This window comes from Staphylococcus carnosus, assembly GCF_900458435.1.
In the GTDB taxonomy this organism is placed as follows: domain Bacteria; phylum Bacillota; class Bacilli; order Staphylococcales; family Staphylococcaceae; genus Staphylococcus; species Staphylococcus carnosus.
Genome location: NZ_UHCT01000001.1, coordinates 468,163 through 488,617, shown reverse-complemented (window position 1 = coordinate 488,617; position 20,455 = coordinate 468,163). Strand labels below are relative to the sequence as shown.

Below are 20,455 nucleotides of genomic sequence, written 5' to 3'. Positions count from 1 at the left end.
CTTTATTTAAATGTATTTTTTCAGATACTAATTTACAAAGGATGGTTACTTACATGAAAGTGTTAATTATAGGGGGTTCCGGTTTTATCGGTTCTCACATTGCCGAAAAGTGGCATAATGAAGGTCACGAAGTGTTTATCGTAGATAATTTATCTACTGGAAAAAGAGAGAATGTTCCTTTCATTGATGAAGCACATTTTTATCATGATGATGTTAAAAACTTCGACTTGATTACCGAATTAGTTCAAAAACATCAATTCGATTATATATTCCATATGGCTGCTATGGTCAGTGTCGTAGAAACGGTTGAGAAACCTTTAGAATCAAATGGAGACAATATTGATTCTACAATCCATTTATTAGAGGCTAACCGTCAATATAATAATAATTTGAAAAAATTCTTCTTTGCATCTTCTGCTGCAATTTATGGGGATTTGCCAGATTTGCCGAAGTCCGTTGAAACTTCAAATATCAATCCTTTATCACCTTATGCAGTTCAAAAATTTGCAGGTGAACAATATACAAAAATTTATCATTCTTTATATGGTCTGCCGACTGTCGCATTACGTTTCTTTAATGTATACGGCCCGCGCCAAAATCCAGAATCAGATTACTCTGGTGTATTATCGATAATGAATCAAAAATTCTTAAATAAAGCACCTTTCACTTTCTTCGGAGATGGAAAACAAACACGTGACTTTATTTACATTAAAGATTTATTACAAGCTATCTGGATAGTCATTCAGGATGATGCGACAAATGGGAAAGTATATAATGCCGGAACTGGTAATCAAACTGACTTAATTACAGTGTTCAATGCATTTGCAGATTATTTCAGATACGAAGTACCATATAGTTTCGAAGAAGCACGTGCAGGAGATATTAAACACTCTTATTCAGATGTTACGCCATTAAATGACTTAGGCTTCAATCCTGAATATGATGTGATGAAAGGTATTGCTGAATATCTGAAATATAATCAAGACTGAAGACACAGAAAAACCCAGGCTTAGGTCCTGGGTTTTCGCATTTCAATTAGTATCTTGGGAGAAATCCTTTTGGTAGGGTTGTAATACCTTTTTTCAGAATACCAAGTCATGCTTCATTGATATATGTTCAATTTGCACAAAAAATAAAATCGAATACATCTATTTTTTATATGCTCTTTTTACTCTTACTTTGATTGCATTCCATATTGCTTCACTATACGCTGCATGGTTTCGTCCGCTGATTCATCTTCACTTAAACTAAAAGCATGATCTGGTTTCAAATTAGGATCTTTATCATTATGATCTTTAGGCGCAAAACCTGAAGATAAAGTTACTTTTTCATTCGGTTTAAAAATATACTCATAAACATTGCCGTCATCAGCAAATAAATATTTCGTAACAGGTTGATTCAAATCCGCTACATTTTGATAACTTTCAATATTCGTTAAGCTTTTAGCTTTAGAATCAAACCCAGTTGTGCCATTTTTTGATTTATACATCACAACTCCGACCAAATTATGACGGTCAAAAGCTTTAGGCCCAGGTGATCCTTGATTACTCACTTGCAACTCACCTTTTGGAGTCATCGCATACCAATCTCCACTAGAAATCTCTCCTGCCCCAAAATAGCGGTTTGAAACTGCTAATCCTTTTTGTTTTGCCCTCTTATCTGCCCAATCTAACACTTCTTTTTTCATATTTTCATGTGCTTGATCAGATAATTTTTCTTTATTAATTTTAATATCTTTTGAAGTTGAGGCTTCTTTTGAATGCTGTTGTTGTGTCTGTGCATGTGCATCACTTGTTTTCTTATCATTATTACCGCTGCACCCTGTTAAAAACAGACTCAAGCTTGCGACTGCTGCTGAATATGTTAAAAATCGTTTCACGTTATTGCCTCCTATGTATAAAGAATCAGAACTCGCCACTTTCAATCGACGAGTTCCTTTTCTTTGTTAAAACTACTTATTTTTTATTGCCATCTTTTTTATTGTCATCTTTTGTAATACCGAATTGGTCAATCAATTTAACAGATCTTGGTTCACCTTTACTGATATCTCCGCGTAATTGATAAATCTTCACAATCAATTTGTTGCCTTTAACTTCGTATACTGAGAAGTTTTGATCTGAAGAATCACGATTATTTTCATGACTGTCATTAAACGCTGCTGTTTTTTGAGGTTGTTCACCTACTGCGAATAAATTGTTATATTCTTGACGTTGCTTTTCAGTTAACCATTTTAAATCTGGTTGAATTTTCTTAATGTGATCTAACGAGCGACTATAAATATCATCATAAGCTTTCGTACCGCCAGTGTTCGGTAATACATATACAGAACCTTTAGGGTTGTCATAATATTTAACGCCGTCTTTACCTGTCACTTGTTTCGCATCTTCAATCTTCGCATTTACAAAGCTGTTTTTAGTAGAAGTATGTTGTAATACTTTAGTACGTGCTAATACATGGTCATGACCTTGCAATACTAAATCAACATCTAAATCATCAATTTCTTTTGTTAATTCTTTACGTACTTTCTTAATATCTTCATCAGTTAACGCGTGGTATGACTTAGAATACATTGGTTTATGCAAGTTCAAAATAATCCATTTAGAACCATTTTTACGTGCTTTTTTAATATCTTGTTTAATCCATTTCATTTGTTCTTTGCCGATTGCTTTTTCGTCTGGGTTATCTTTGCTTTTCTTATTATCATTTGTGTTCGCAACTACCATGTGCGCATTATTGTAATCAAATGAATAGTATGAACCGCCATTAACAGCATTGTTTGCTTTCGGCACATTAACGTGACGATTGAATCGATCTAATAATTTTTTATCATCTTCATTGAATGGATATTCATCATGGTTACCTGCTGCAGCTGCAATTGGTAAAGACATGAATGACGGACGAGATTTATCATAAATATCATTCCATTCATCTTCTGTTTGAGAATTTTCTACAAAGTCACCTGTATGCAAAGCAAAATCTGGATTGCCTGCTGTTTTAATCGCCTCAGCGATAGTGTTTGCACCAAATTGCGCTTCGTTTCTCACATGTTCATTCCAATAAGCGTTTTGTGTATCTGTGTATTGAACGAATTTAAATGGATCTTTCGCACTGCCTCCTGTTTTAAATTGTCCCACTTGGCTTTGTTTACCTTTCTTGCTACCCACTTTGTAATAGTATTGTGTATTAGGATTTAAGTCTTTAGCATGTGCTTTGTAAACATATTCTTTTTCATTTTTCAAAGAAGCTTTACCGTGTTGATCCCCACTTGTCCATTCAGGACCGCTTACATTAGCATCAGTGTAGTAACCATTGATTTTTTCTTTGCCATTCTTATCTTTAACAGGTTCACCTTCATCATTTTTCTCTACATCGGCAAAAATAAAGTGTCCTGTTTTGTCTCTTTCTATGTATTGAGAGTCCACTTGTTTTGCTTCAGCTTCAAAAGTTTTAGCATTTTTCATATCTTTAGAAGTTGAAACCCATACTTGAGGCTGTTCTGCTTTATCAGTTGTATACCAGTTGAAACCCATCTCTTTTTGCGGATTACCGTTGAAGTTTGTGATGATTCTATTTGGTGAATTCTTTTTAGGAATCGGCGCAACTTCAGGTTTTTCTTTCATCAATTTGATACCATCTTGATTTGTTGCTTGTTGTGATTGATTATTTTGCTGTGTTTGTTGAGATGCTGCTTGATTGTTAGCATCCGCTTCTGCATTTTGCGGTGCCCCTGCTGCTAACAACAACATTAAACTTGCCATACTGCCCGCTACAATTTTCGTCATCTTGATATTCTTCAATGCCCTACCTCCAAAATAGATATAATTTTATAAAGGAAGCATCCAACCTTAAAAAATAGAAAACTTAAAACAATGAATGATGGTCGTTGACTCCCTTTCACCTAAATTGTAGCAACCGAGTTTTAAGAAATTATTAATTTAATGTTAGGACTATGAGAATTATGATGCAAAGACATATAAATCAAATGTAATTATATTGTTTTGTTTAATCAACGCATTTCATTAAAATATTTTGCTTTTTAAGCATTATATGAACCCAAAATAAAAACTCCCGTATTCTGACAATACGAGAGTAGATACTACTTCATTTATTCAAATGCATGAATCATACCATTTTTAATTGTTGTTTTTACATTAATATTATTATCGACAATAACTAAATCAGCATCTTTTCCAACTTGAATACTCCCTTTTTTATTATCAATATCTAAAGCAATTGCCTGATTTAAACTTGTCGTACGCCATACTTCTTCTAAAGATGCACCTGTAAACTCCATTAAATTACGCACACCGTCATTCATTTTTAAAATACTGCCTGCGAGTGCACCTGAAGCTAAACGTGCTTCTGATCCTTTAACAATGACATTTTGTCCGCCTAAATCATACTCTCCATCCGGCATTCCTTTTGCACGCATCGCATCTGTAATTAAGTAGAAATGCTGATTGCCTTTCATTCTGAATGCTGTCTTAATTGCAGCAGGATGTGAATGTATGCCATCGACAATTGCTTCTGCATTAATCTCATCATTCGTCCATACTGCTCCAAAAACACCAGGGGCACGATGTTCAAACGGTGTACCTGCATTATATAAATGCGTTGCATGTCGAGCACCATGTGCTACAGCTTCATTGACTTCATCGTACTTTGCTACAGTATGTCCGATTGAAAAAATGATATTGTCACTAAGTGCTTCTAGCACTTCTTTTGCCCCTTCTACCTCCGGCGCAAAAGTCATGACTTTAATATTACCTTGACCAACTTCTTGGAAATGTTGAATTGCATCGATAGTAGGTCTTTGCACATATTTTGGATTTTGTGCACCTACTTTGTGTTCTGAAATAAAAGGGCCTTCTAAATGAACACCAGCTACTTCAGCAGCATTTTCTTTATCTTGAAACTTCATATATTCCACAATATTTTCTAAAGCGCGATCAATATTTTCAACAGATTGTGTCATTGTAGTCGCTAAGTATGTTGTTGTACCTTCAGATAATAATGACTCAGATAAATGTTTCATCCCGTCAAAAGATGCATCCATCGCATCTTCTCCATAACCACCATGAATATGAATATCAATAAAACCAGGCAAAATATTTTTACCTTCAGCATCTATAACTTGTAAATCACCTTTATAATCCCCTGCACCCACTTCAGCAATTTTTCCATTCGCAACTCTGATGTATCCTTGCTCTATTACTCCGTCTTCTGCATAAATATGGCCATTAGCCACTACAAATTCTGTCATTGTTTTCCCTCTTTTGCGTAATGTATAGTCATCCGTATTTTAACATATATTTTATACAGATTTTTTAAAAGACAACTCGTGAAATGATAATAATGAAAAAGCAGAGGCATTTTTTTCCTCTGCTCAGCTTGCTTTTAAATTTAATCTTCAACCCATATACTGTTTTATGTTTAACCCAGTTATCAACAATGCTTATTTAATCAATAAATATTGCACTATACCTATCACTGTTGAAAAAATTCCAGTAAAACCTACTGCTATAGAGAGCATCAAAGTTAAATCTTTTCTCAAATCCTTGAAGCTGTCTTTTAAGTCATTGACACTTTCTTTTACATCTTTAACACTTTCTTTCACATCATCTATGCATTTGAATATCATTTGATGTTCTTTGCTGTTTAATGCTTTAAACTCATCGATACGCTCGTGTATCATTTGATGTTCCTTAGAGTTTGTTTCCTTGAATTCATCTATTGTTTTATATACCTGTTGATGCTCTTTGCTGTTTGTTTCATTGAATCCATCAATACTTTGATTTAACATACAATAATTGTTTTCTCTAGCCTCTTTAAAATTTTGAAAATCTGTTTCCAATCGGTCTAATCTTTTAATAATGATTGAATGTTTTGTGTTACTTTGTTGATTGTTTGAGTGTGTGTTCATGTTGTTTCCTTCTTTCTTAATGTCATTGTGAACGTTAAGCATTTAACTTACAGTTGAGTATGCGAATTTGCTTTTACATTAAGATAAGAAATGTTGGACTACGTTAATGAGAGCTATAGTAGCTGTCACGATAGTAGCACCTAAACCTAATTCCCACTTCAAGTCTTTCTTAAATCCATCAAATTTATTGTTTATTTTCGATTCAAGATCATCTATTTTTTTGTTCATTTTCGATTCTAGATTATCAATCTTTGAATCTAGACTTTCTATTTTATTGTCTATCTTTGCATCTAATTTCTCTATTTTTTCGTCAATAGCATCAATTTTTTCATACAGACGTTTATGCTCTTTTTCATTTTCTTTTTCAAAACTGTTAATTTTTGTACTCAAAAGACGATAATTAGTATCTTCATTTTCTTCCAAATGTGTCATTCTTAATTCTAAAAGATCTAATCTTGTGACGATTGCTGAATTTTGTGCGCTGCTTTGATGGCTATTTTGTTGTGCACTCATGCTGTTTCCTTCTTTCTTAAGGTGTTTTATACTTTGTGAAGTGCCTGCAAAATTAGGTAGTTAAATCACTAAGAAGGCATCACGCAATTCATATTCAATTTTAAAATCAACTTACGTTCTACCTTACTCATCGTTTTTCAACCACCTTTCATCATCTTTCAATCAACACAATTATTTTATCTTTTACAATCGAATTAAATTAATAATATCATACAAAATTCACAGAGAAATTGCGAGCAAAATCTCACCTTATTTCTGATTTATTTTTCCATTCTCAGACGCTGCTAAAATGCTGTAGATGGTCTCTAAATAAGGTGTGTAGAGTTCCAAAGATTGCCCTGTTCGATATATAAATCCTTGAATTGCATCCACCTCTAAAGGTGCACCATTGATAATGTCATAATACATACTCGTTCCCATATCATCTGGATACCCTGCATATATTTTCATAATATCTTCTACGATTGTTTCTGGTAACACAATACCTGCAGCTTCTGCTATTCTTTGTCCTTCTTCTAATAAATTACGACATAAATTGCGGATTTCCGGAACTTTTAAAATCGAAGCAGTTTGTCTTCCCGCTGCAGTGACTGAATTAATACCGAGGTTAACGAGCAATTTATACCAAATATACGTTTCGATGTGTGATTGAAGTTGAAACTCCAAACGCGTATCTTCTAATTGCTCAACAAGTTCAGCAGTATATTCATCTTCTTGCAGCTGCAAAATGCGATCTCTGAAATGTACAACACCCTCATCCGTTTTTTGTCCACTGATATAAACAACCGTTTGATATACATGAGGGTGGTCAATTTTTTCAATTTGACCATGACCGTTTTGCGCCAAAATAATCACTGTATCATCTTCAATCACATGTTCCATTTGTTCAATTACACGATCTAATTGATGCGTTTTAACTGCTATAAAGAGTACGTCCAATGTGTCATTGAATCGTGCTAAAGTTTCAGTCTCAATAACTGCTTCTTCTTTTGTATCTCTTTGTTGATAAAGGACCTTTCCTTCTCTTTTTCCAAACAAGTGTACTTGATTTGAATTGAAGGTACGCATAAGTTCATAAGCAATTGTTGTACCGACTGCGCCTGGTCCGATAATTCCATATTGTAGTTCCACTTAAATCATCTCGAAATTTCTTTATTTGTGTTATTATATCGTTATATTAAATAAAGGATATGATGAAATGAAACAATTAAGCAATTTATTTGATATGAAGAAGAACAGCGAAAAAATAACAATGGTGACATCATACGATTATCCAAGTGCTAAACAAGCTGAAGCTGCTGAAATTGATACTATTTTGGTAGGCGACTCTTTAGGTATGACCGTACTTGGCTATGATAGTACTGTACAAGTCACTTTAAACGATATGATTCATCATGGAAAAGCAGTACGTCGTGGTGCTCCAAATACATTTGTAGTCGTCGATTTGCCGATTGGTACAGTGGGTATTAGCGACGAAAAAGACTTAGAAAATGCGCTGCGCTTATATCAAGAAACAAAAGCCAATGCAGTCAAAGCTGAAGGTGCACATTTAATCAGTTTTATTACGAAAGCTTCAGCAATGGGTATTCCTGTTGTGTCTCATTTAGGTTTAACACCTCAAAGTGTCGGAATCATGGGGTATAAGATGCAAGGTTCTACAAAAGAAGCAGCAAAACAACTGATTTCAGATGCTGAAGCAGTCCAAGAAGCGGGCGCTGTGATGTTGGTACTTGAAGCTGTACCGAGTGATTTAGCTGCGTTAATTTCTGAGCGTTTAGATATTCCTGTTATCGGTATCGGTGCTGGTAAAGGTACAGACGGCCAAGTATTGGTCTATCATGATATGTTGAATTACGGTCAAGAACATCGTGCTAAATTTGTGAAGCAATACGGAGATTTTTCAAACGGTATTGAAGCGTTGCAGCAATATCATAAAGAAGTACGCGAAGGTGACTTCCCTTCAGAAGCTTATACGTATAAGAAACAAATCTTGGAGGAATTAGATAAATGACAGAAGTAATTACTAGTATTCAAGATATGCAGCGTCTTGCACATGATTTTAAACATGACGGCAAATCTATCGGATTTGTTCCTACAATGGGTGCATTGCATGATGGCCACTTAACAATGATGCGTCGTTCGGTTAAAGAGAATGATGTGAGTGTAGCGAGTGTATTTGTGAATCCGCTTCAATTCGCACCTGGTGAAGATTATGATGCTTATCCGCGTGATATTGAAAAAGATACAAAAGCGGCTGAATCTGCTGGGATCGATTATGTCTTTCATCCAAGTGTAGAAGCGATGTACCCTGATGAAATCGGAGTAGCGTTAAAAGTCGGCAAATTGGCTGAAGTTTTAGAAGGTGCACAGCGCCCTATCCACTTCAATGGTGTTGTCACTGTTGTAAACAAGCTTTTTAATATCGTACAGCCTGATCGTGCTTATTTCGGTAAAAAAGATGCCCAACAACTTGCGATAGTCGAAAAAATGGTTCAAGATTTCAACCATCCTATTGAGATTGTAGGGCAAGATATTGTACGTGAAGACGATGGTTTAGCTAAAAGTTCGCGCAATGTGTATTTGACAGAGCAAGAACGGCAAGAAGCCCCTGCTTTGCAAAAAAGTTTGCAGCTTGCCGAAAAACTCTATCGCGAAGGCGAAAGAGAGAGTAAAATAATTGTAGAAGCGGTCACTGCTTATTTAGAATCGCATACAAGCGGTCATGTTGATGAAGTTGCCGTTTACAGTTATCCTGAACTTGTTGAGCAGCATCACATCGAAGGTCGTATTTTCATCTCGCTCGCAGTTAAATTTTCTAAAGCACGCTTGATAGATAATCTTATAATCGGAGATGAAGAAATTGATTAGAACAATGATGAATGCTAAGATTCACCGCGCACGTGTGACTGAATCAAACTTGAATTACGTGGGCAGTATTACGATAGATGCAGATATTTTAGATGCGGTAGATATTTTACCGAATGAAAAAGTAGCGATTGTTAATAATAATAATGGTGCACGTTTTGAGACGTATGTGATTAAAGGGGAACGTGGAAGCGGTAAAATTTGTTTGAATGGTGCTGCTTCACGTCTTGTTGAAGTGGATGATGTTGTCATCATTATGACATATGCACAATTAAACGAAACGGAAATTGCAGATCATGCACCTAAAGTAGCTGTCATGAATGAGAAGAATGAAATCGTTGAAATGATTCATGAAAAGGAAAATACAGTTGTGTTGTAATTAAGGATGACCATTTTAAATTATCTGTAGTTATATTTGGGCACTTAAAACAACTTTATATGCACTTGTTTATATACTACTTGTGCATTGAAGGTAAATAAAATATAATAATTACAACAACATTATGGCATACCACCCCCCTTACTAGTGGCGTAGTAAGGGGTTCTTTTCGGTATTATTGGTGGTTATCGTCGTCTTCGTTGCGATGGTTCAACCAATATGTAAACCACACAACGATGCAGCTTCCTATCGTCGAAATGATAAAAGTATATACAGTTTCTAACAAAAAGCCTTTGCTATAAATTTTCAGCAAAGGCTTTTTTGAATTCTATTATTTAATATGTGTACGAACGAAATTGCCTGTTGCACCATTCATCGCTTCGCCGCCAGCCATTTCTACTTTGGCGTAATTCGTTGTTGAATTTGCCCATAAATTATAGCCGTATGTTCGTAAACCGAAGATTTGATAATTGCCGTTGACCATCAGTGAACCTGATGCACCTGCACGGAATTTATCTTTCGTTTGTAATTCAGTGCCGTTAGAAGATTTTTGGATGAAGCGGTAACTGCTCCAATGTGTCTTTGTATTGTCACCATTCTGCCAAGGGTAACCTACAGAATATAATTTCGTGTTATATTTCAGTCCATTAATTTGTGCGTTTGAAGCTAGTTTTAATGGTGTTGCATACTGAGACATCTTTTCTTTTGTATATACTAAAGCAACATCTGCATTCGGTACTTTCACGACTTTTGTAGCATGAAAAGTATAAGGTTTTCTAGATCCATCTCTTGCCATATCGAATGAAATATATTTGGGATTAGCTGCAGAACCTTTCGCAGTATCAATCACATGTGCATTAGTAATGAAAGTATAGTTGCCGATAACTGTACCAGTTCCCATACTGTCTTTACCTAAACCTTTCCAACCATCTTTATTACTTACTCTTCCTACCGCTTTATATTTCGTATTCATTGTATTTGAAATATGATGAATGTCTAAGCTGCTATTTGAGATTTTCTTAGCTTTCGGATAAGCTGTCGCCTCATTGTTGCTTGCCATCCCATTATAGTAATAGTCTCCAGCCGCATGCGCTTCTTCCCCACTCATTCCTGAAAATGAAAAACCAACAACAGCACAAACTGCTGACATTCCTACTTTAAAACTTTTAACTTTCATCTTTAATTTGCCCCTTATTATTAATTTAGTAATGAATTATGTTGTATTGAATGCTAAGTTCATTTTACTTTTAAAAGAAAGATAATACAATCTATTTCAAAATTTAAATTATCTTGATAAACTCTCTTCTCTTTACCTGTTGCTTTTTCTTCTTACTTCCTTTATGATGATTTTGTAAAGTAATGGTGATGCGGTTTAAGATTATGAATATATTGCATTAATACTTCGCTACACGATTTGTTAGTGCACTTTCTCGCATTACTTAACAAAGAAAAAATAACAATAAGTCCACTGGAAGTGCCTGTTCATACAGGCTGAGATTCTCATAGTGATGAGAAAATTCTTGGAACCTGATCCAGTTCATACTGGCGTAGGAAAGTGGCGTATTGCACTTTTTGATGCGCTGTTTTCCTATATGGAAACAGCGCTTTTTTTGTGGCTAAATCGAAGAAGGTATTTAATATGTATGTTGCGATAACGCCCTATCGCGTATTAACCCAACAAGATTTAATACACTATATAGAAATCGAATCAGTGATTGATACATTGATTTTCAGAACGCCAATGGAACAAGATGAATTAACAAAGTTCATAGAAAATTTAATTCAAGCAGGTTTTCCTAAAGACAAAATTACAATCCATACCGACACCGACTTACTACAAAAACTTAGTTTGAATGCCATTCATTTTCGTGAAGGAGATGAACGTGCGTACAACTATAAAGCAGAACACCCTGATGTTTGTGTCAGTATGTCTTCACATAACACCCAAAATGCTCAAACAGCTAAAGCACATAACTTGGACTATATCCTGTTCGGCCATCTTTTCAAAACTAAATCCAAACCAGGAAAAGCACCAAGGACAAATTCTGAAATCGAGTCAGTATTAAATGTCAATATTCCAGTTATTGCATTAGGTGGCATAAATGCAGACACATTAAATCTTGTACCAAAAGAATTTTCAGGCATTGCTGCAATATCATATTTCAGAGAACAGGATTTAGAGACCATTCGTTCAGCAAAGGAGGCTGAGTAAAAAATGTTTGATTTAATTATAGTCGGTGCAGGTGTAATTGGAATGTCAATTGCCCGTCACTTAAAAGATAGCGGTATGCAAATTGCATTAATTGATCGTGATATTGAAGGACAGCATGCTTCTTATAAAGCCGGAGGTATGCTAGGTGCACAAAATGAATTTAAAGAAGACAGTCCTTTATTCCGGCTTGCTTTAAAATCACGAGAAAAATTTAATGATTTAAGCATAGCCTTAGAAAAAGAAACTGGTATCGACATCCAATATCAGCAAAACGGACTTATCAAAATTGCGACAAACGAAAAAGACATAGATGCTTTGCATCAGCAATATGAATTTTTGCATCAACATGATGACGATGTTCAAGATTTAAGTAATACAGATTTAGGTGAATTGACGCATTACTTGGTCAAAAGTTCTGAAGCCATGATGTTTGTGCCCCATGACCATCAAATTAATGCCAATCATTATACAAAAGCCTTACATGCTTCGCTAAAATCAGATGGTGCAGTAATACGTTTTAATCATACCAATGTAGAAAATATAAAACATGAAGATCATCATTATACCGTTTCGATTAAACATGAAAATGAAATGAGTGAATTAACAGCTGAGAAAGTGGTAGTTGCTGCAGGAGCTTGGGCAGGATTTTTAGCACCCGATTCTGAAATACAAGAAAGAGTCAGCGGAGTCAAAGGCGAAGTCTTACTAGTAGAAAATGAAGATTTAGATTTAAAACAAACACTGTTTATGACTAACGGTTGCTATATTGTGCCTAAACCGCCGAATCGTTTTTTAATCGGCGCTACAAGTTACTTCGATAATTATTCCGTAGGTGTTAGTACTGAAGGTAAAGAATGGCTATTGCGAGAAGCGATTGAACGTGTTCCGGAACTTGCAAGCAGTCGTGAAATAAAGTATTGGTCAGGTGTACGACCATGGACACAAGGCGAACAACCGATTATGGATGAAACGAATCCTGGTCTTTGGGTAATCACGGGTCATTATCGTAATGGCATCTTGCTGTCACCGATTATCGGAGAGCTGATGGCAGAATGGTTGAAAACAGATGAACGACCAGAAGAATTAGCACCTTTTAAATTAAGGAGGGAAAAACATGAAGTGCATCATTAATGGCGATCCATTTACGTTTGATGAAGAACTCAGTATCCAAAACATTTTGGAATCACTAGAGCTAGATCCAAAACGTGTCATTGCAGAACATAATCAAAATTTAATTCAACGCGACGATTTCAAAAATCAAATTGTACGTGAAGATGATCGATTAGAACTATTAGAATTTGTTGGAGGCGGATAAGATGTTGAAAATAGGACCATATGAAATGGAATCAAGATTATTATTAGGAACTGGTAAATTTGATAATGAAGAAATTCAAACAAAAGCGATTGAAGCTTCTGGTACAGATGTCTTAACTTTCGCAGTACGTCGTATGAATTTATATGATAAAAATTTACCGAATCCATTAGCAAATGTGAATTTGAAAGATTTTGTAACATTCCCGAATACTGCTGGTGCCAAAACAGTCGATGAAGCAATCCGTATTGCTGAAATTGCAAAACACGCAGGTGTATGCGATATGATTAAAGTCGAAATCATTGGTGATGATGAAACGTTACTACCTGATCCAATCGCAACATATGAAGCTTGTGAAATTTTATTAGAACGCGGCTATATCGTTTGTCCATATATTGCTGAAGATGTTGTTTTAGCAAAACGTCTAGAGGAATTAGGTGTACATGCTGTGATGCCTCTAGCTTCTCCAATTGGAACTGGACGTGGTATTAATAACCCATTGAATCTTAGTTATATTGTCAAAAATGCAAATGTCCCAATTATTGTAGATGCGGGTATCGGTTCTGCAAAAGATGCTGCTGAAGCAATGGAACTCGGTGCAGATGCGGTATTATTAAATTCTGCAGTATCACGTGCAAAAGACCCAGTTAAAATGGCTGAAGCGATGAAATTAGGTATCGAAGCTGGAAGATTAAGTTATGAAGCTGGCCGTATACCAGTGAAATATACTGCACAAGCTTCTAGCCCAAGTGAAGGACTTGGCTTCTTATGATAGATAACGCGCATCATTCTGAGAAAAATTCTAATAATAACATACGCTCAGATGAGCGCTTCAGTCGTCAAACACGCTATACTCCTTTTGGCAACGATGGACAAAAAGCTTTAGAAAATGCCCATATCATGGTAATGGGTGCTGGCGCATTAGGCAGTCATTTAGCAGAACAATTAGTACGCATGGGTATCGGTAAATTAACCATTGTAGACATGGACATCGTAGAAATATCTAATCTACATCGTCAAGCGCTCTATGATGAAAATGATGCAATAGAAATGCAACCGAAAGTTTATGCACTGGCAGAAAAATTATCACAAATTAATTCAAATGTTGAAATCTACCCGATTTATCAAGAAATCACACCTACGAATATTGAGCATATGATTAAAGATGCTTCACCAGATATACTGCTAGATGGGATGGATCACTTTGCGATACGTTTTTTATTTAATGAAGTGTGCCATAAACTCCATTTACCATGGGTCTATGGTGCGGCAGTAGGAGGAAAAGGATCCATTTATGCGATTGATTTCACTGGACCATGTTTACGCTGTCTAATGCAAGAAACACCTGAAACCGCAGAAAGTTGCGCAATTAATGGTGTCATTCCACCTGTTATCATGCAAGTGGTCAGTTATCAAATCGCTGAAGTCATGCGCTATTTATCCGGCAAAAGATTTTCAGGTAAATTAATTACTGTTGAGCCTTTTAATATAAAACAACAAAGTATCGATGTCAGTCATTTACGAAATCCTGATTGCCCTTTATGCGGTAACGGTGAGTACGAACGCCTTGGTATTGCCCAACCCAAATGGATAGAAGGCAGTTGCGGTGATACTTATGTATTTCGTTTCAAACCTCAACATTTTGAAAATGCAGTGCTTTTCCCAGGCAATATTTTAAAGTCCAATGCCTTTGTAAAATTACTGAATATTGAGGGTCATTCAGCGACGTTGTTTAAAGATGGACGCATGAATGTACATGGAATAGAGAATGACAATCACGCAGAAAAATTATATCAACAATTATTAAAATCCATGAAATAGAAATCAATAATCGAGTTGATAACAAAATCACCTTTTCTTATTATTTAAAATATACTAAGTTAATTTAATGCCCTACACAAAAAGCTCCCTATACAGCATTCACGTTCTTAGTGTCTGTTGTATAGGGAGCTTATCTTCTGACTTTCATCATTATATATTAAAAACCATCGTAATTTGAATAACCCTCTTTAAATCCTGCTATTACTGCATCAATATTTTGTACAAATGAAACCCCTATTGTGATTAATACAACAATTCCCCCTATTGTTGCCATTCTTTTAAACCATTGTGCTCTTGTTGATTTTCCATTTTTCGTCATGCGTTCTTCCAAAACCAAAGCAATAATGGTGATAACCATAATTTCCATGAATATAATCATCTTGATGCACCCCCTATGATGTATTTGATTATGTTATTTATACTATTCTATCATAATCGTTAAAATTTATATAGATTAATTGTGTTTTTAAATAGTATAGTTACGGTCGTCGATACATGTACTTTACACATATATACAACACCAATATAAAGTGTATTTTCCCCAAAAAAGAACTAGTTTTCAACAACTCCTTTTACGCAATAACTTTTCGCATAAAGTATTAAAATTTCAAAAATATGGGTACTAACGATTGAGTTCAATCAACTTATAGAATACAATAATAATGTATAATTATAAATTTGAGGGATGACGGTATGGACAAAGAAAAACGTCTTGAATTAATTAAATTATTACTAAAAAACAATAAAATTTCGACTGTTCGTGAGTTATCAGAAATTTTGGAGGCACAATATAATTTGATTTTCAGTATGACAACTGTGGCAAAAGACTTGCAGTATCTCAATGTCACGAAAGTCCCAAATGGCGCGAATCAATCATATTATGTATTACCAGAAAAAAATTCTGCCAAAAGCTATCGTGAAGCATTCAAAAAATATCGACAAGATAGTGTTAATTCAATTATTGTCAAAGATAGTTATATCTTAATTAAAACAGAACCCGGCTTTGCCCGTACAATCAACTATTGTATTGATCAAATGCAATTGCCGCATGTATTAGGTACAGTAAGTGGCAATGATGTCATTATGGTGCTGTTAAAATCACCAGAAGAAGCTGAATATGTAAAATACCTTTTATTAGAAACTTAATGAAAATGAGCAGTTGTCCATAAAATAAGACAACTGCTCATTTTTTATAACGACTTGCTGATAGTCCAAGTCTGATAATTTTTTAACACGAGATTTTTATTACTTAAATCCCTGACAACATGACTGGCTTTTTCTCTGGATACACTTGCCAAACTACTCAGCAATGTCACTGTCATCACTTTATCTATTTCATAATATGCACCTTGGTCGTCACCGATCGTATCGCAAAGTGTACGTAAGGTATTAACAACTTTTTGTTCGGCATTACGTCCCATCAATGCCATATTGCGATTCATACATACTTGTTCTTCACGACGCAACAACTTGAATATTTTTACAAAAGTATCTTCATTATTTTTACTCAAATATTCAATTAGATTTTTAGGTATACGTACAATCAACGCATCGGTCAGTGCTGTGCAAGTCTCCTCGTAATGATCTTGTTCGAAAAGATGGTTGATTGGAAATAGTGTACTATCACGATTCAACATTAAGTAGTTATCGCCATTTTCATTCAACTGTTCACGAGAAATGTAGCCTTCAATTAATAAATAAATACTATCTGCTTCTGAACCTTGATAATAAATGACTTGTCCCTTTTCATAATTCCGAACATAAATTTCAGAAAGATGAGGAACGAGCAGTCCTGATGGCACTTCTAAAATTTTAGATAATGTTTGAATAGATGATTGGTAATTCTCTGTTACTTTGCTCATACACATTCACCTCATCTCTCTGTCTATTTGTAAATGGATGTGTGTTCCTGCAATTAAATAAGTTTGTTTGATTCAACAATTTCATTGTATCATAATCAGCAGCTAACATAGGAATTGCATCACTTCACCCTGAAGCAGAACATTTTCATCCATTTTCAAAAAGTTCTTTTTACAAAAATATGATTGCTTCAAAACATTATTTCTATCTTGAAACCAATGTCTTTCCACAATCATATTAATAATTTATTTTTTAGAATTAACCCTTTAACCTAGGCAAGTACTAAAATACGTTAACCGCACCTGTTGCTAATCGGATAATACCTATAATTGCGAAAAGAACAATGAAGCCCATTAATACATAATCACGTGTAATTAATTTTTGACCTTTATTTTTCTGAACAGTGTAATATACGAAAAGTCCTGGTATATAAAGCAACATTGTCAACAACAAGTAGTCCACGCCTGCTGCGTAAATGAGCCATATCGCATAAATTGATGAAATGATACCGATAACTAATTGAACGTGACTCTTACGATCTTCTTGAATCGTATATTTAAATTGATAGAAAGCACTGAATGCATATGGAATTAATATGGCACTTGATGCGAGTGAAAATGCGAACTGATAAGCACTTTCTGTAAATAACATACTGATTAAGAAGAGCTGTACTAATATATTGGTGATTAATAATGAGTTTACTGGTGCGCCGTTACTATTTTGTTTTGCGAACCATTTAGGGAACATTTTATCTTTTGCTACAACGAAAGGAAGTTCTCCAGCTAGGAGTGTCCAACCTAACCATGCACCGAGCACTGAGATAATCAGACCGATATTAACAACCGTTGAACCCCAAGGTCCGACAATGTGAGCAAGTAATGAAGCCATTGATGGTTGATCTAATTGTGAAATATGTCCTTGTTCAATTACACCTTGTGCAAGTACTGTTAACAAGAAGTAAATAATCAACACAAGTAAAAGCCCAATAACTGTTGCTGTACCAACATCTTTTTTAGTTTTGGCACGACCTGAGAATACAACTGCTCCTTCAATACCTGTAAATACCCAAACAGTAATCAACATAGTGCTTTTTACTTGTTCCATAATATTTGAAAAGTTAAGTGGTAAAGTAATGTTGCCTTTCATACCTGCAAAACCTGCCATAAAAGTGTCAAAATGGAATGCTACCAGCATACATACGATAGCCAGGAAGATTGGAATCAACTTCGCAACTGTTACTATACTGTTAATCAACGCGGCTGTTTCAACACCACGTAATATCAAGAAATGTACACCCCAAAGTAAGATAGAGGCCACAATAATACTTGGAAGTGTATTTCCACCTTTAAATATCGGGAAGAAGTTGCCGACTGCTGACATCAGCAATGTCGCATATGCAACGTTTCCTAAGAATGCGGCAAACCAGTATCCCCATGCACTAGAGAAACCAACAAAGTCACCGAAACCTGCACGTGCATAACTATATATTCCGCCATCTAAATCTGGTCGTTTATTTGTTAAGTTTTGGAATACAAATGCTAGTGAAATCATACCAACTGCAGTAATAATCCAGCCAATAATAATCGCTAATCCGCCGGCATTGCTGCCCATATCTGAAATGATGTTGAAGGCACCGCCGCCAATCATCGAACCAATGACCAAACCGATTAAAGCTGTTTTACTGAGTTTATTTTGTTCTAATTGTTCGCTCATTTTCAAAACTCCTTTAATACTTGCAGCTATAAAAGAAGTGAAAATCATAATTTTCTAGCTGCTAAGCATGTGTTGTCAATTTATTAAATTTTTGACGCATACTGCTTTAATAGTTTTTCGTGCGGTCTTCAAAAGTATACGGGCTATTTATCGACTGCCGCCGTTTAGATTTATTTTCAAAGCAGTATTATTGATTGGAAGCAAGACTTTAAATGAAGACTTCGAATTACTTCTATTGATGCAATCCATTTCATTTAAAGCCAAGCTGCCACTTTGAAATTAGATATCTTCACGGTATAACGGTTGACTCATGCAACGAGGGCCCCCTCTACCGCGAACCAATTCACTACCTGTAATTTCGATTACTTTAATACCGTTATCACGCAATAATTGGTTAGAAACATAGTTGCGATCATAAGTGACAACAACACCTGGACGAATTGTTAATGTGTTAGAACCGTCATTCCATTGTTCACGCGGACCGACAATCGGATCTCCATCTCCAGTTGGGATAAAAGTGATTTCATCTAAACCTAAAGCATCTTTTAATGTTTCTTTTAAATTAGATGATTTAGTAATCTTAATATCTTTACCGTCATCACTTGGTTCGATAGTGAAGATATTCATATCGTCACCTTTTTTCTCAATAGCAGAATGGATTGTGAATTTATCGTAATCAATCATTGTAAATACTGTATCGAGATGCATGAAAGCTCTTGTATTCGCAATTTCAATTGCTACGATTTTTTTGATTTTAGATTCAGGGTTAGCAAAAATATGTCTTGCTAATCTTTCAATTGCTTGCGCTGATGTTCTTTCTGAGATGCCCACTGCTACAACTTCTTCTGATAATACTAATTCATCTCCACCTTCAATATTGTATGGTGAATTACGATCTAACCACACCGGCACGTCTGCATCTTTGAAACGTGGATGATGTTTTAAAATATATGTGAAGAAAATAGATTCTCTACGGCGAGCTGGCCAATACATTCTATTAATTGTCATACCATTGCCGATAGATGCTTGCGGGTCGCGAGTGAAGTACAAGTTTGGCATTGGGTTCATGTAGAATGGATAAGAATCATCTAAGTATTCTATAAGGTGTTCTTTCTCTAAAGGAATTTCTTCTTTGCGCACACCTGACATTACTTTTTCTACTAATTCTTTATTATCTAAGTCTTCGAATAATGTTCTCACCGCATCTTCGTGGCCTAATAAAGTTTCTTCAGATTCCGCTAAAACATCTTCGATAAATTGTTTGCGCACTTCTGGCTCTTCAATTGCTTCTGCTGCTAAGTCTTCAAGATAAACAACTTCTATACCTTCATCACGAAGCGTTTGAGCGAATTTATCATGTTCTTCTTGGGCTACTTTCAAGTATGGGATATCATCAAATAATAATTCGCCAAGATACTCAGGTACTAAATTTTCTAATTCTTTACCAGGACGTTTAAGCAACACCGTTTTCAATTTTCCGATCTCACTATTTACTTTAATTGGATGTTCATTCATTTGTGAAACCTCCTTGTTCTATTTGTCTACATTGTAAGCCCTTGCAAACACTTCTCATGTGATTAAAATCACATAAAGGATGTTGTATTTTTCACACTCTTAAATTTATTCATTGCATAATTTTGTATAAACCCTACAATATTCACTCCTTTTTATGCATAATCGTAGGTATATCCATCACTTTTACAGTTTTAATTTCTTTAAAAAGTATTTTATTCATTATTTAGAGAATATATTCATAATGTAAGAATCAACATTGGAATGTGACTGTATTAACACGTGTTATCACTCCTATACAATGAATATTAATTTATTTTGCATATAACTTAATGCGTTTGATTA

At 35.1% G+C, this 20,455-nt stretch carries 21 protein-coding genes and 1 riboswitch; of the genes, 10 read left to right on the top strand and 11 right to left on the bottom strand.

Annotation, left to right across the window (positions count from 1 at the left end; translation table 11 throughout):
- Window positions 1-53: 53 nt before the first annotated feature.
- Window positions 54-989, top strand: a complete 936-nt coding sequence (locus DYE31_RS02045) for an NAD-dependent epimerase/dehydratase family protein (RefSeq protein ID WP_015901306.1) — start codon at window positions 54-56, stop codon at window positions 987-989.
- Between the two features lie 185 nt (window positions 990-1,174).
- On the opposite strand, the gene DYE31_RS02040 is transcribed toward DYE31_RS02045, so the two are convergent.
- From DYE31_RS02040 to DYE31_RS02015, 6 genes are all read right to left on the bottom strand, one after another.
- Window positions 1,175-1,879: a hypothetical protein gene (locus tag DYE31_RS02040; RefSeq protein WP_015901307.1), complete on the bottom strand. Its 705-nt coding sequence runs from the start codon at window positions 1,877-1,879 to the stop codon at window positions 1,175-1,177.
- A 76-nt stretch (window positions 1,880-1,955) separates the two neighbouring features.
- The gene (locus tag DYE31_RS02035) at window positions 1,956-3,782 is read right to left on the bottom strand and encodes a purple acid phosphatase family protein (protein WP_041613147.1); all 1,827 of its coding nucleotides are present in this window, start codon (window positions 3,780-3,782) and stop codon (window positions 1,956-1,958) included.
- 323 nt (window positions 3,783-4,105) lie between these two features.
- Window positions 4,106-5,263, bottom strand: a complete 1,158-nt coding sequence (gene nagA / locus DYE31_RS02030) for an N-acetylglucosamine-6-phosphate deacetylase (RefSeq protein WP_015901309.1) — start codon at window positions 5,261-5,263, stop codon at window positions 4,106-4,108.
- Between the two features lie 192 nt (window positions 5,264-5,455).
- Window positions 5,456-5,923: a DUF3106 domain-containing protein gene (locus DYE31_RS02025; protein WP_015901310.1), complete on the bottom strand. Its 468-nt coding sequence runs from the start codon at window positions 5,921-5,923 to the stop codon at window positions 5,456-5,458.
- A 78-nt stretch (window positions 5,924-6,001) separates the two neighbouring features.
- Window positions 6,002-6,436 carry a hypothetical protein gene (locus DYE31_RS02020; protein WP_015901311.1) on the bottom strand — a complete coding sequence of 145 codons (435 nt, stop codon included), beginning with the start codon at window positions 6,434-6,436 and terminating at the stop codon, window positions 6,002-6,004.
- A gap of 249 nt (window positions 6,437-6,685) precedes the next feature.
- Entirely contained in the window at window positions 6,686-7,567 is an 882-nt protein-coding gene (locus DYE31_RS02015) for an oxidoreductase (protein WP_015901312.1), read from the bottom strand.
- A gap of 67 nt (window positions 7,568-7,634) precedes the next feature.
- Between DYE31_RS02015 and panB the strand changes: the two genes are divergently transcribed.
- The 3 genes from panB to panD are packed head-to-tail and all read left to right on the top strand — an operon-like array spanning window position 7,635 to window position 9,680.
- The gene (gene panB / locus DYE31_RS02010; protein ID WP_015901313.1) at window positions 7,635-8,447 is read left to right on the top strand and encodes a 3-methyl-2-oxobutanoate hydroxymethyltransferase; all 813 of its coding nucleotides are present in this window, start codon (window positions 7,635-7,637) and stop codon (window positions 8,445-8,447) included.
- The gene (panC, locus tag DYE31_RS02005) at window positions 8,444-9,304 is read left to right on the top strand and encodes a pantoate--beta-alanine ligase (RefSeq protein WP_015901314.1); all 861 of its coding nucleotides are present in this window, start codon (window positions 8,444-8,446) and stop codon (window positions 9,302-9,304) included. The genes panB and panC overlap by 4 nt, the downstream gene beginning before the upstream one ends.
- A complete protein-coding gene (panD, locus tag DYE31_RS02000) occupies window positions 9,297-9,680 on the top strand; it encodes an aspartate 1-decarboxylase (protein WP_015901315.1) in 384 nt (127 codons plus the stop codon). The genes panC and panD overlap by 8 nt, the downstream gene beginning before the upstream one ends.
- A 331-nt stretch (window positions 9,681-10,011) precedes the next feature.
- Here panD and DYE31_RS01995 read toward each other — a convergent pair whose 3' ends face one another.
- The gene (locus DYE31_RS01995; RefSeq protein WP_015901316.1) at window positions 10,012-10,857 is read right to left on the bottom strand and encodes a trypsin-like serine peptidase; all 846 of its coding nucleotides are present in this window, start codon (window positions 10,855-10,857) and stop codon (window positions 10,012-10,014) included.
- Window positions 10,858-11,140: 283 nt separating this feature from the next.
- Window positions 11,141-11,251, top strand: a riboswitch (TPP riboswitch).
- 68 nt (window positions 11,252-11,319) lie between these two features.
- Between DYE31_RS01995 and DYE31_RS01990 the strand changes: the two genes are divergently transcribed.
- From DYE31_RS01990 to DYE31_RS01970, 5 genes are read left to right on the top strand one after another with little or no spacing between them, the layout of a single operon-like run.
- On the top strand, window positions 11,320-11,892 hold the full coding sequence (locus DYE31_RS01990; RefSeq protein ID WP_041613029.1) for a thiamine phosphate synthase: 573 nt from the start codon (window positions 11,320-11,322) through the stop codon (window positions 11,890-11,892).
- A gap of 3 nt (window positions 11,893-11,895) precedes the next feature.
- Complete coding sequence (thiO, locus tag DYE31_RS01985; RefSeq protein WP_015901318.1) at window positions 11,896-13,023, top strand: glycine oxidase ThiO; 1,128 nt, start codon at window positions 11,896-11,898, stop codon at window positions 13,021-13,023.
- Window positions 13,007-13,207, top strand: coding sequence for a sulfur carrier protein ThiS (gene thiS / locus DYE31_RS01980; RefSeq protein WP_015901319.1), 201 nt, complete (start codon window positions 13,007-13,009; stop codon window positions 13,205-13,207). Before thiO ends, thiS begins: the two co-directional genes overlap by 17 nt.
- Before the next feature lies 1 nt (window position 13,208).
- Window positions 13,209-13,976 carry a thiazole synthase gene (locus tag DYE31_RS01975; RefSeq protein ID WP_015901320.1) on the top strand — a complete coding sequence of 256 codons (768 nt, stop codon included), beginning with the start codon at window positions 13,209-13,211 and terminating at the stop codon, window positions 13,974-13,976.
- Window positions 13,973-15,025: a ThiF family adenylyltransferase gene (locus DYE31_RS01970; RefSeq protein ID WP_015901321.1), complete on the top strand. Its 1,053-nt coding sequence runs from the start codon at window positions 13,973-13,975 to the stop codon at window positions 15,023-15,025. Before DYE31_RS01975 ends, DYE31_RS01970 begins: the two co-directional genes overlap by 4 nt.
- A gap of 157 nt (window positions 15,026-15,182) precedes the next feature.
- Here DYE31_RS01970 and DYE31_RS01965 read toward each other — a convergent pair whose 3' ends face one another.
- Window positions 15,183-15,404, bottom strand: coding sequence for a hypothetical protein (locus DYE31_RS01965; RefSeq protein WP_015901322.1), 222 nt, complete (start codon window positions 15,402-15,404; stop codon window positions 15,183-15,185).
- A 314-nt stretch (window positions 15,405-15,718) separates the two neighbouring features.
- On the opposite strand from DYE31_RS01965, the gene DYE31_RS01960 reads away from it, so the two are divergent.
- A complete protein-coding gene (locus DYE31_RS01960) occupies window positions 15,719-16,171 on the top strand; it encodes an arginine repressor (RefSeq protein ID WP_015901323.1) in 453 nt (150 codons plus the stop codon).
- 44 nt (window positions 16,172-16,215) lie between these two features.
- Here DYE31_RS01960 and DYE31_RS01955 read toward each other — a convergent pair whose 3' ends face one another.
- From DYE31_RS01955 to arcA, 3 genes are all read right to left on the bottom strand, one after another.
- Entirely contained in the window at window positions 16,216-16,887 is a 672-nt protein-coding gene (locus DYE31_RS01955; RefSeq protein WP_015901324.1) for a Crp/Fnr family transcriptional regulator, read from the bottom strand.
- A 280-nt stretch (window positions 16,888-17,167) separates the two neighbouring features.
- Complete coding sequence (arcD, locus tag DYE31_RS01950; protein ID WP_015901325.1) at window positions 17,168-18,598, bottom strand: arginine-ornithine antiporter; 1,431 nt, start codon at window positions 18,596-18,598, stop codon at window positions 17,168-17,170.
- A gap of 279 nt (window positions 18,599-18,877) precedes the next feature.
- Window positions 18,878-20,113, bottom strand: coding sequence for an arginine deiminase (gene arcA / locus DYE31_RS01945; RefSeq protein ID WP_015901326.1), 1,236 nt, complete (start codon window positions 20,111-20,113; stop codon window positions 18,878-18,880).
- Window positions 20,114-20,455: the final 342 nt, after the last annotated feature.

Coding starts and splice junctions, on each gene's coding strand:
- DYE31_RS02045 (WP_015901306.1), top strand. CDS start 54: ATGAAAGTGTTAATTATAGGGGGTTCCGGTTTTATCGGTTCTCACATT.
- DYE31_RS02035 (WP_041613147.1), bottom strand. CDS start 3,782: ATGACGAAAATTGTAGCGGGCAGTATGGCAAGTTTAATGTTGTTGTTA.
- nagA (WP_015901309.1), bottom strand. CDS start 5,263: ATGACAGAATTTGTAGTGGCTAATGGCCATATTTATGCAGAAGACGGA.
- DYE31_RS02025 (WP_015901310.1), bottom strand. CDS start 5,923: ATGAACACACACTCAAACAATCAACAAAGTAACACAAAACATTCAATC.
- DYE31_RS02020 (WP_015901311.1), bottom strand. CDS start 6,436: ATGAGTGCACAACAAAATAGCCATCAAAGCAGCGCACAAAATTCAGCA.
- panB (WP_015901313.1), top strand. CDS start 7,635: ATGAAACAATTAAGCAATTTATTTGATATGAAGAAGAACAGCGAAAAA.
- panC (WP_015901314.1), top strand. CDS start 8,444: ATGACAGAAGTAATTACTAGTATTCAAGATATGCAGCGTCTTGCACAT.
- DYE31_RS01995 (WP_015901316.1), bottom strand. CDS start 10,857: ATGAAAGTTAAAAGTTTTAAAGTAGGAATGTCAGCAGTTTGTGCTGTT.
- DYE31_RS01990 (WP_041613029.1), top strand. CDS start 11,320: ATGTATGTTGCGATAACGCCCTATCGCGTATTAACCCAACAAGATTTA.
- thiO (WP_015901318.1), top strand. CDS start 11,896: ATGTTTGATTTAATTATAGTCGGTGCAGGTGTAATTGGAATGTCAATT.
- thiS (WP_015901319.1), top strand. CDS start 13,007: ATGAAGTGCATCATTAATGGCGATCCATTTACGTTTGATGAAGAACTC.
- DYE31_RS01975 (WP_015901320.1), top strand. CDS start 13,209: ATGTTGAAAATAGGACCATATGAAATGGAATCAAGATTATTATTAGGA.
- DYE31_RS01970 (WP_015901321.1), top strand. CDS start 13,973: ATGATAGATAACGCGCATCATTCTGAGAAAAATTCTAATAATAACATA.
- DYE31_RS01965 (WP_015901322.1), bottom strand. CDS start 15,404: ATGATTATATTCATGGAAATTATGGTTATCACCATTATTGCTTTGGTT.
- DYE31_RS01960 (WP_015901323.1), top strand. CDS start 15,719: ATGGACAAAGAAAAACGTCTTGAATTAATTAAATTATTACTAAAAAAC.
- DYE31_RS01955 (WP_015901324.1), bottom strand. CDS start 16,887: ATGAGCAAAGTAACAGAGAATTACCAATCATCTATTCAAACATTATCT.
- arcD (WP_015901325.1), bottom strand. CDS start 18,598: ATGAGCGAACAATTAGAACAAAATAAACTCAGTAAAACAGCTTTAATC.
- arcA (WP_015901326.1), bottom strand. CDS start 20,113: ATGAATGAACATCCAATTAAAGTAAATAGTGAGATCGGAAAATTGAAA.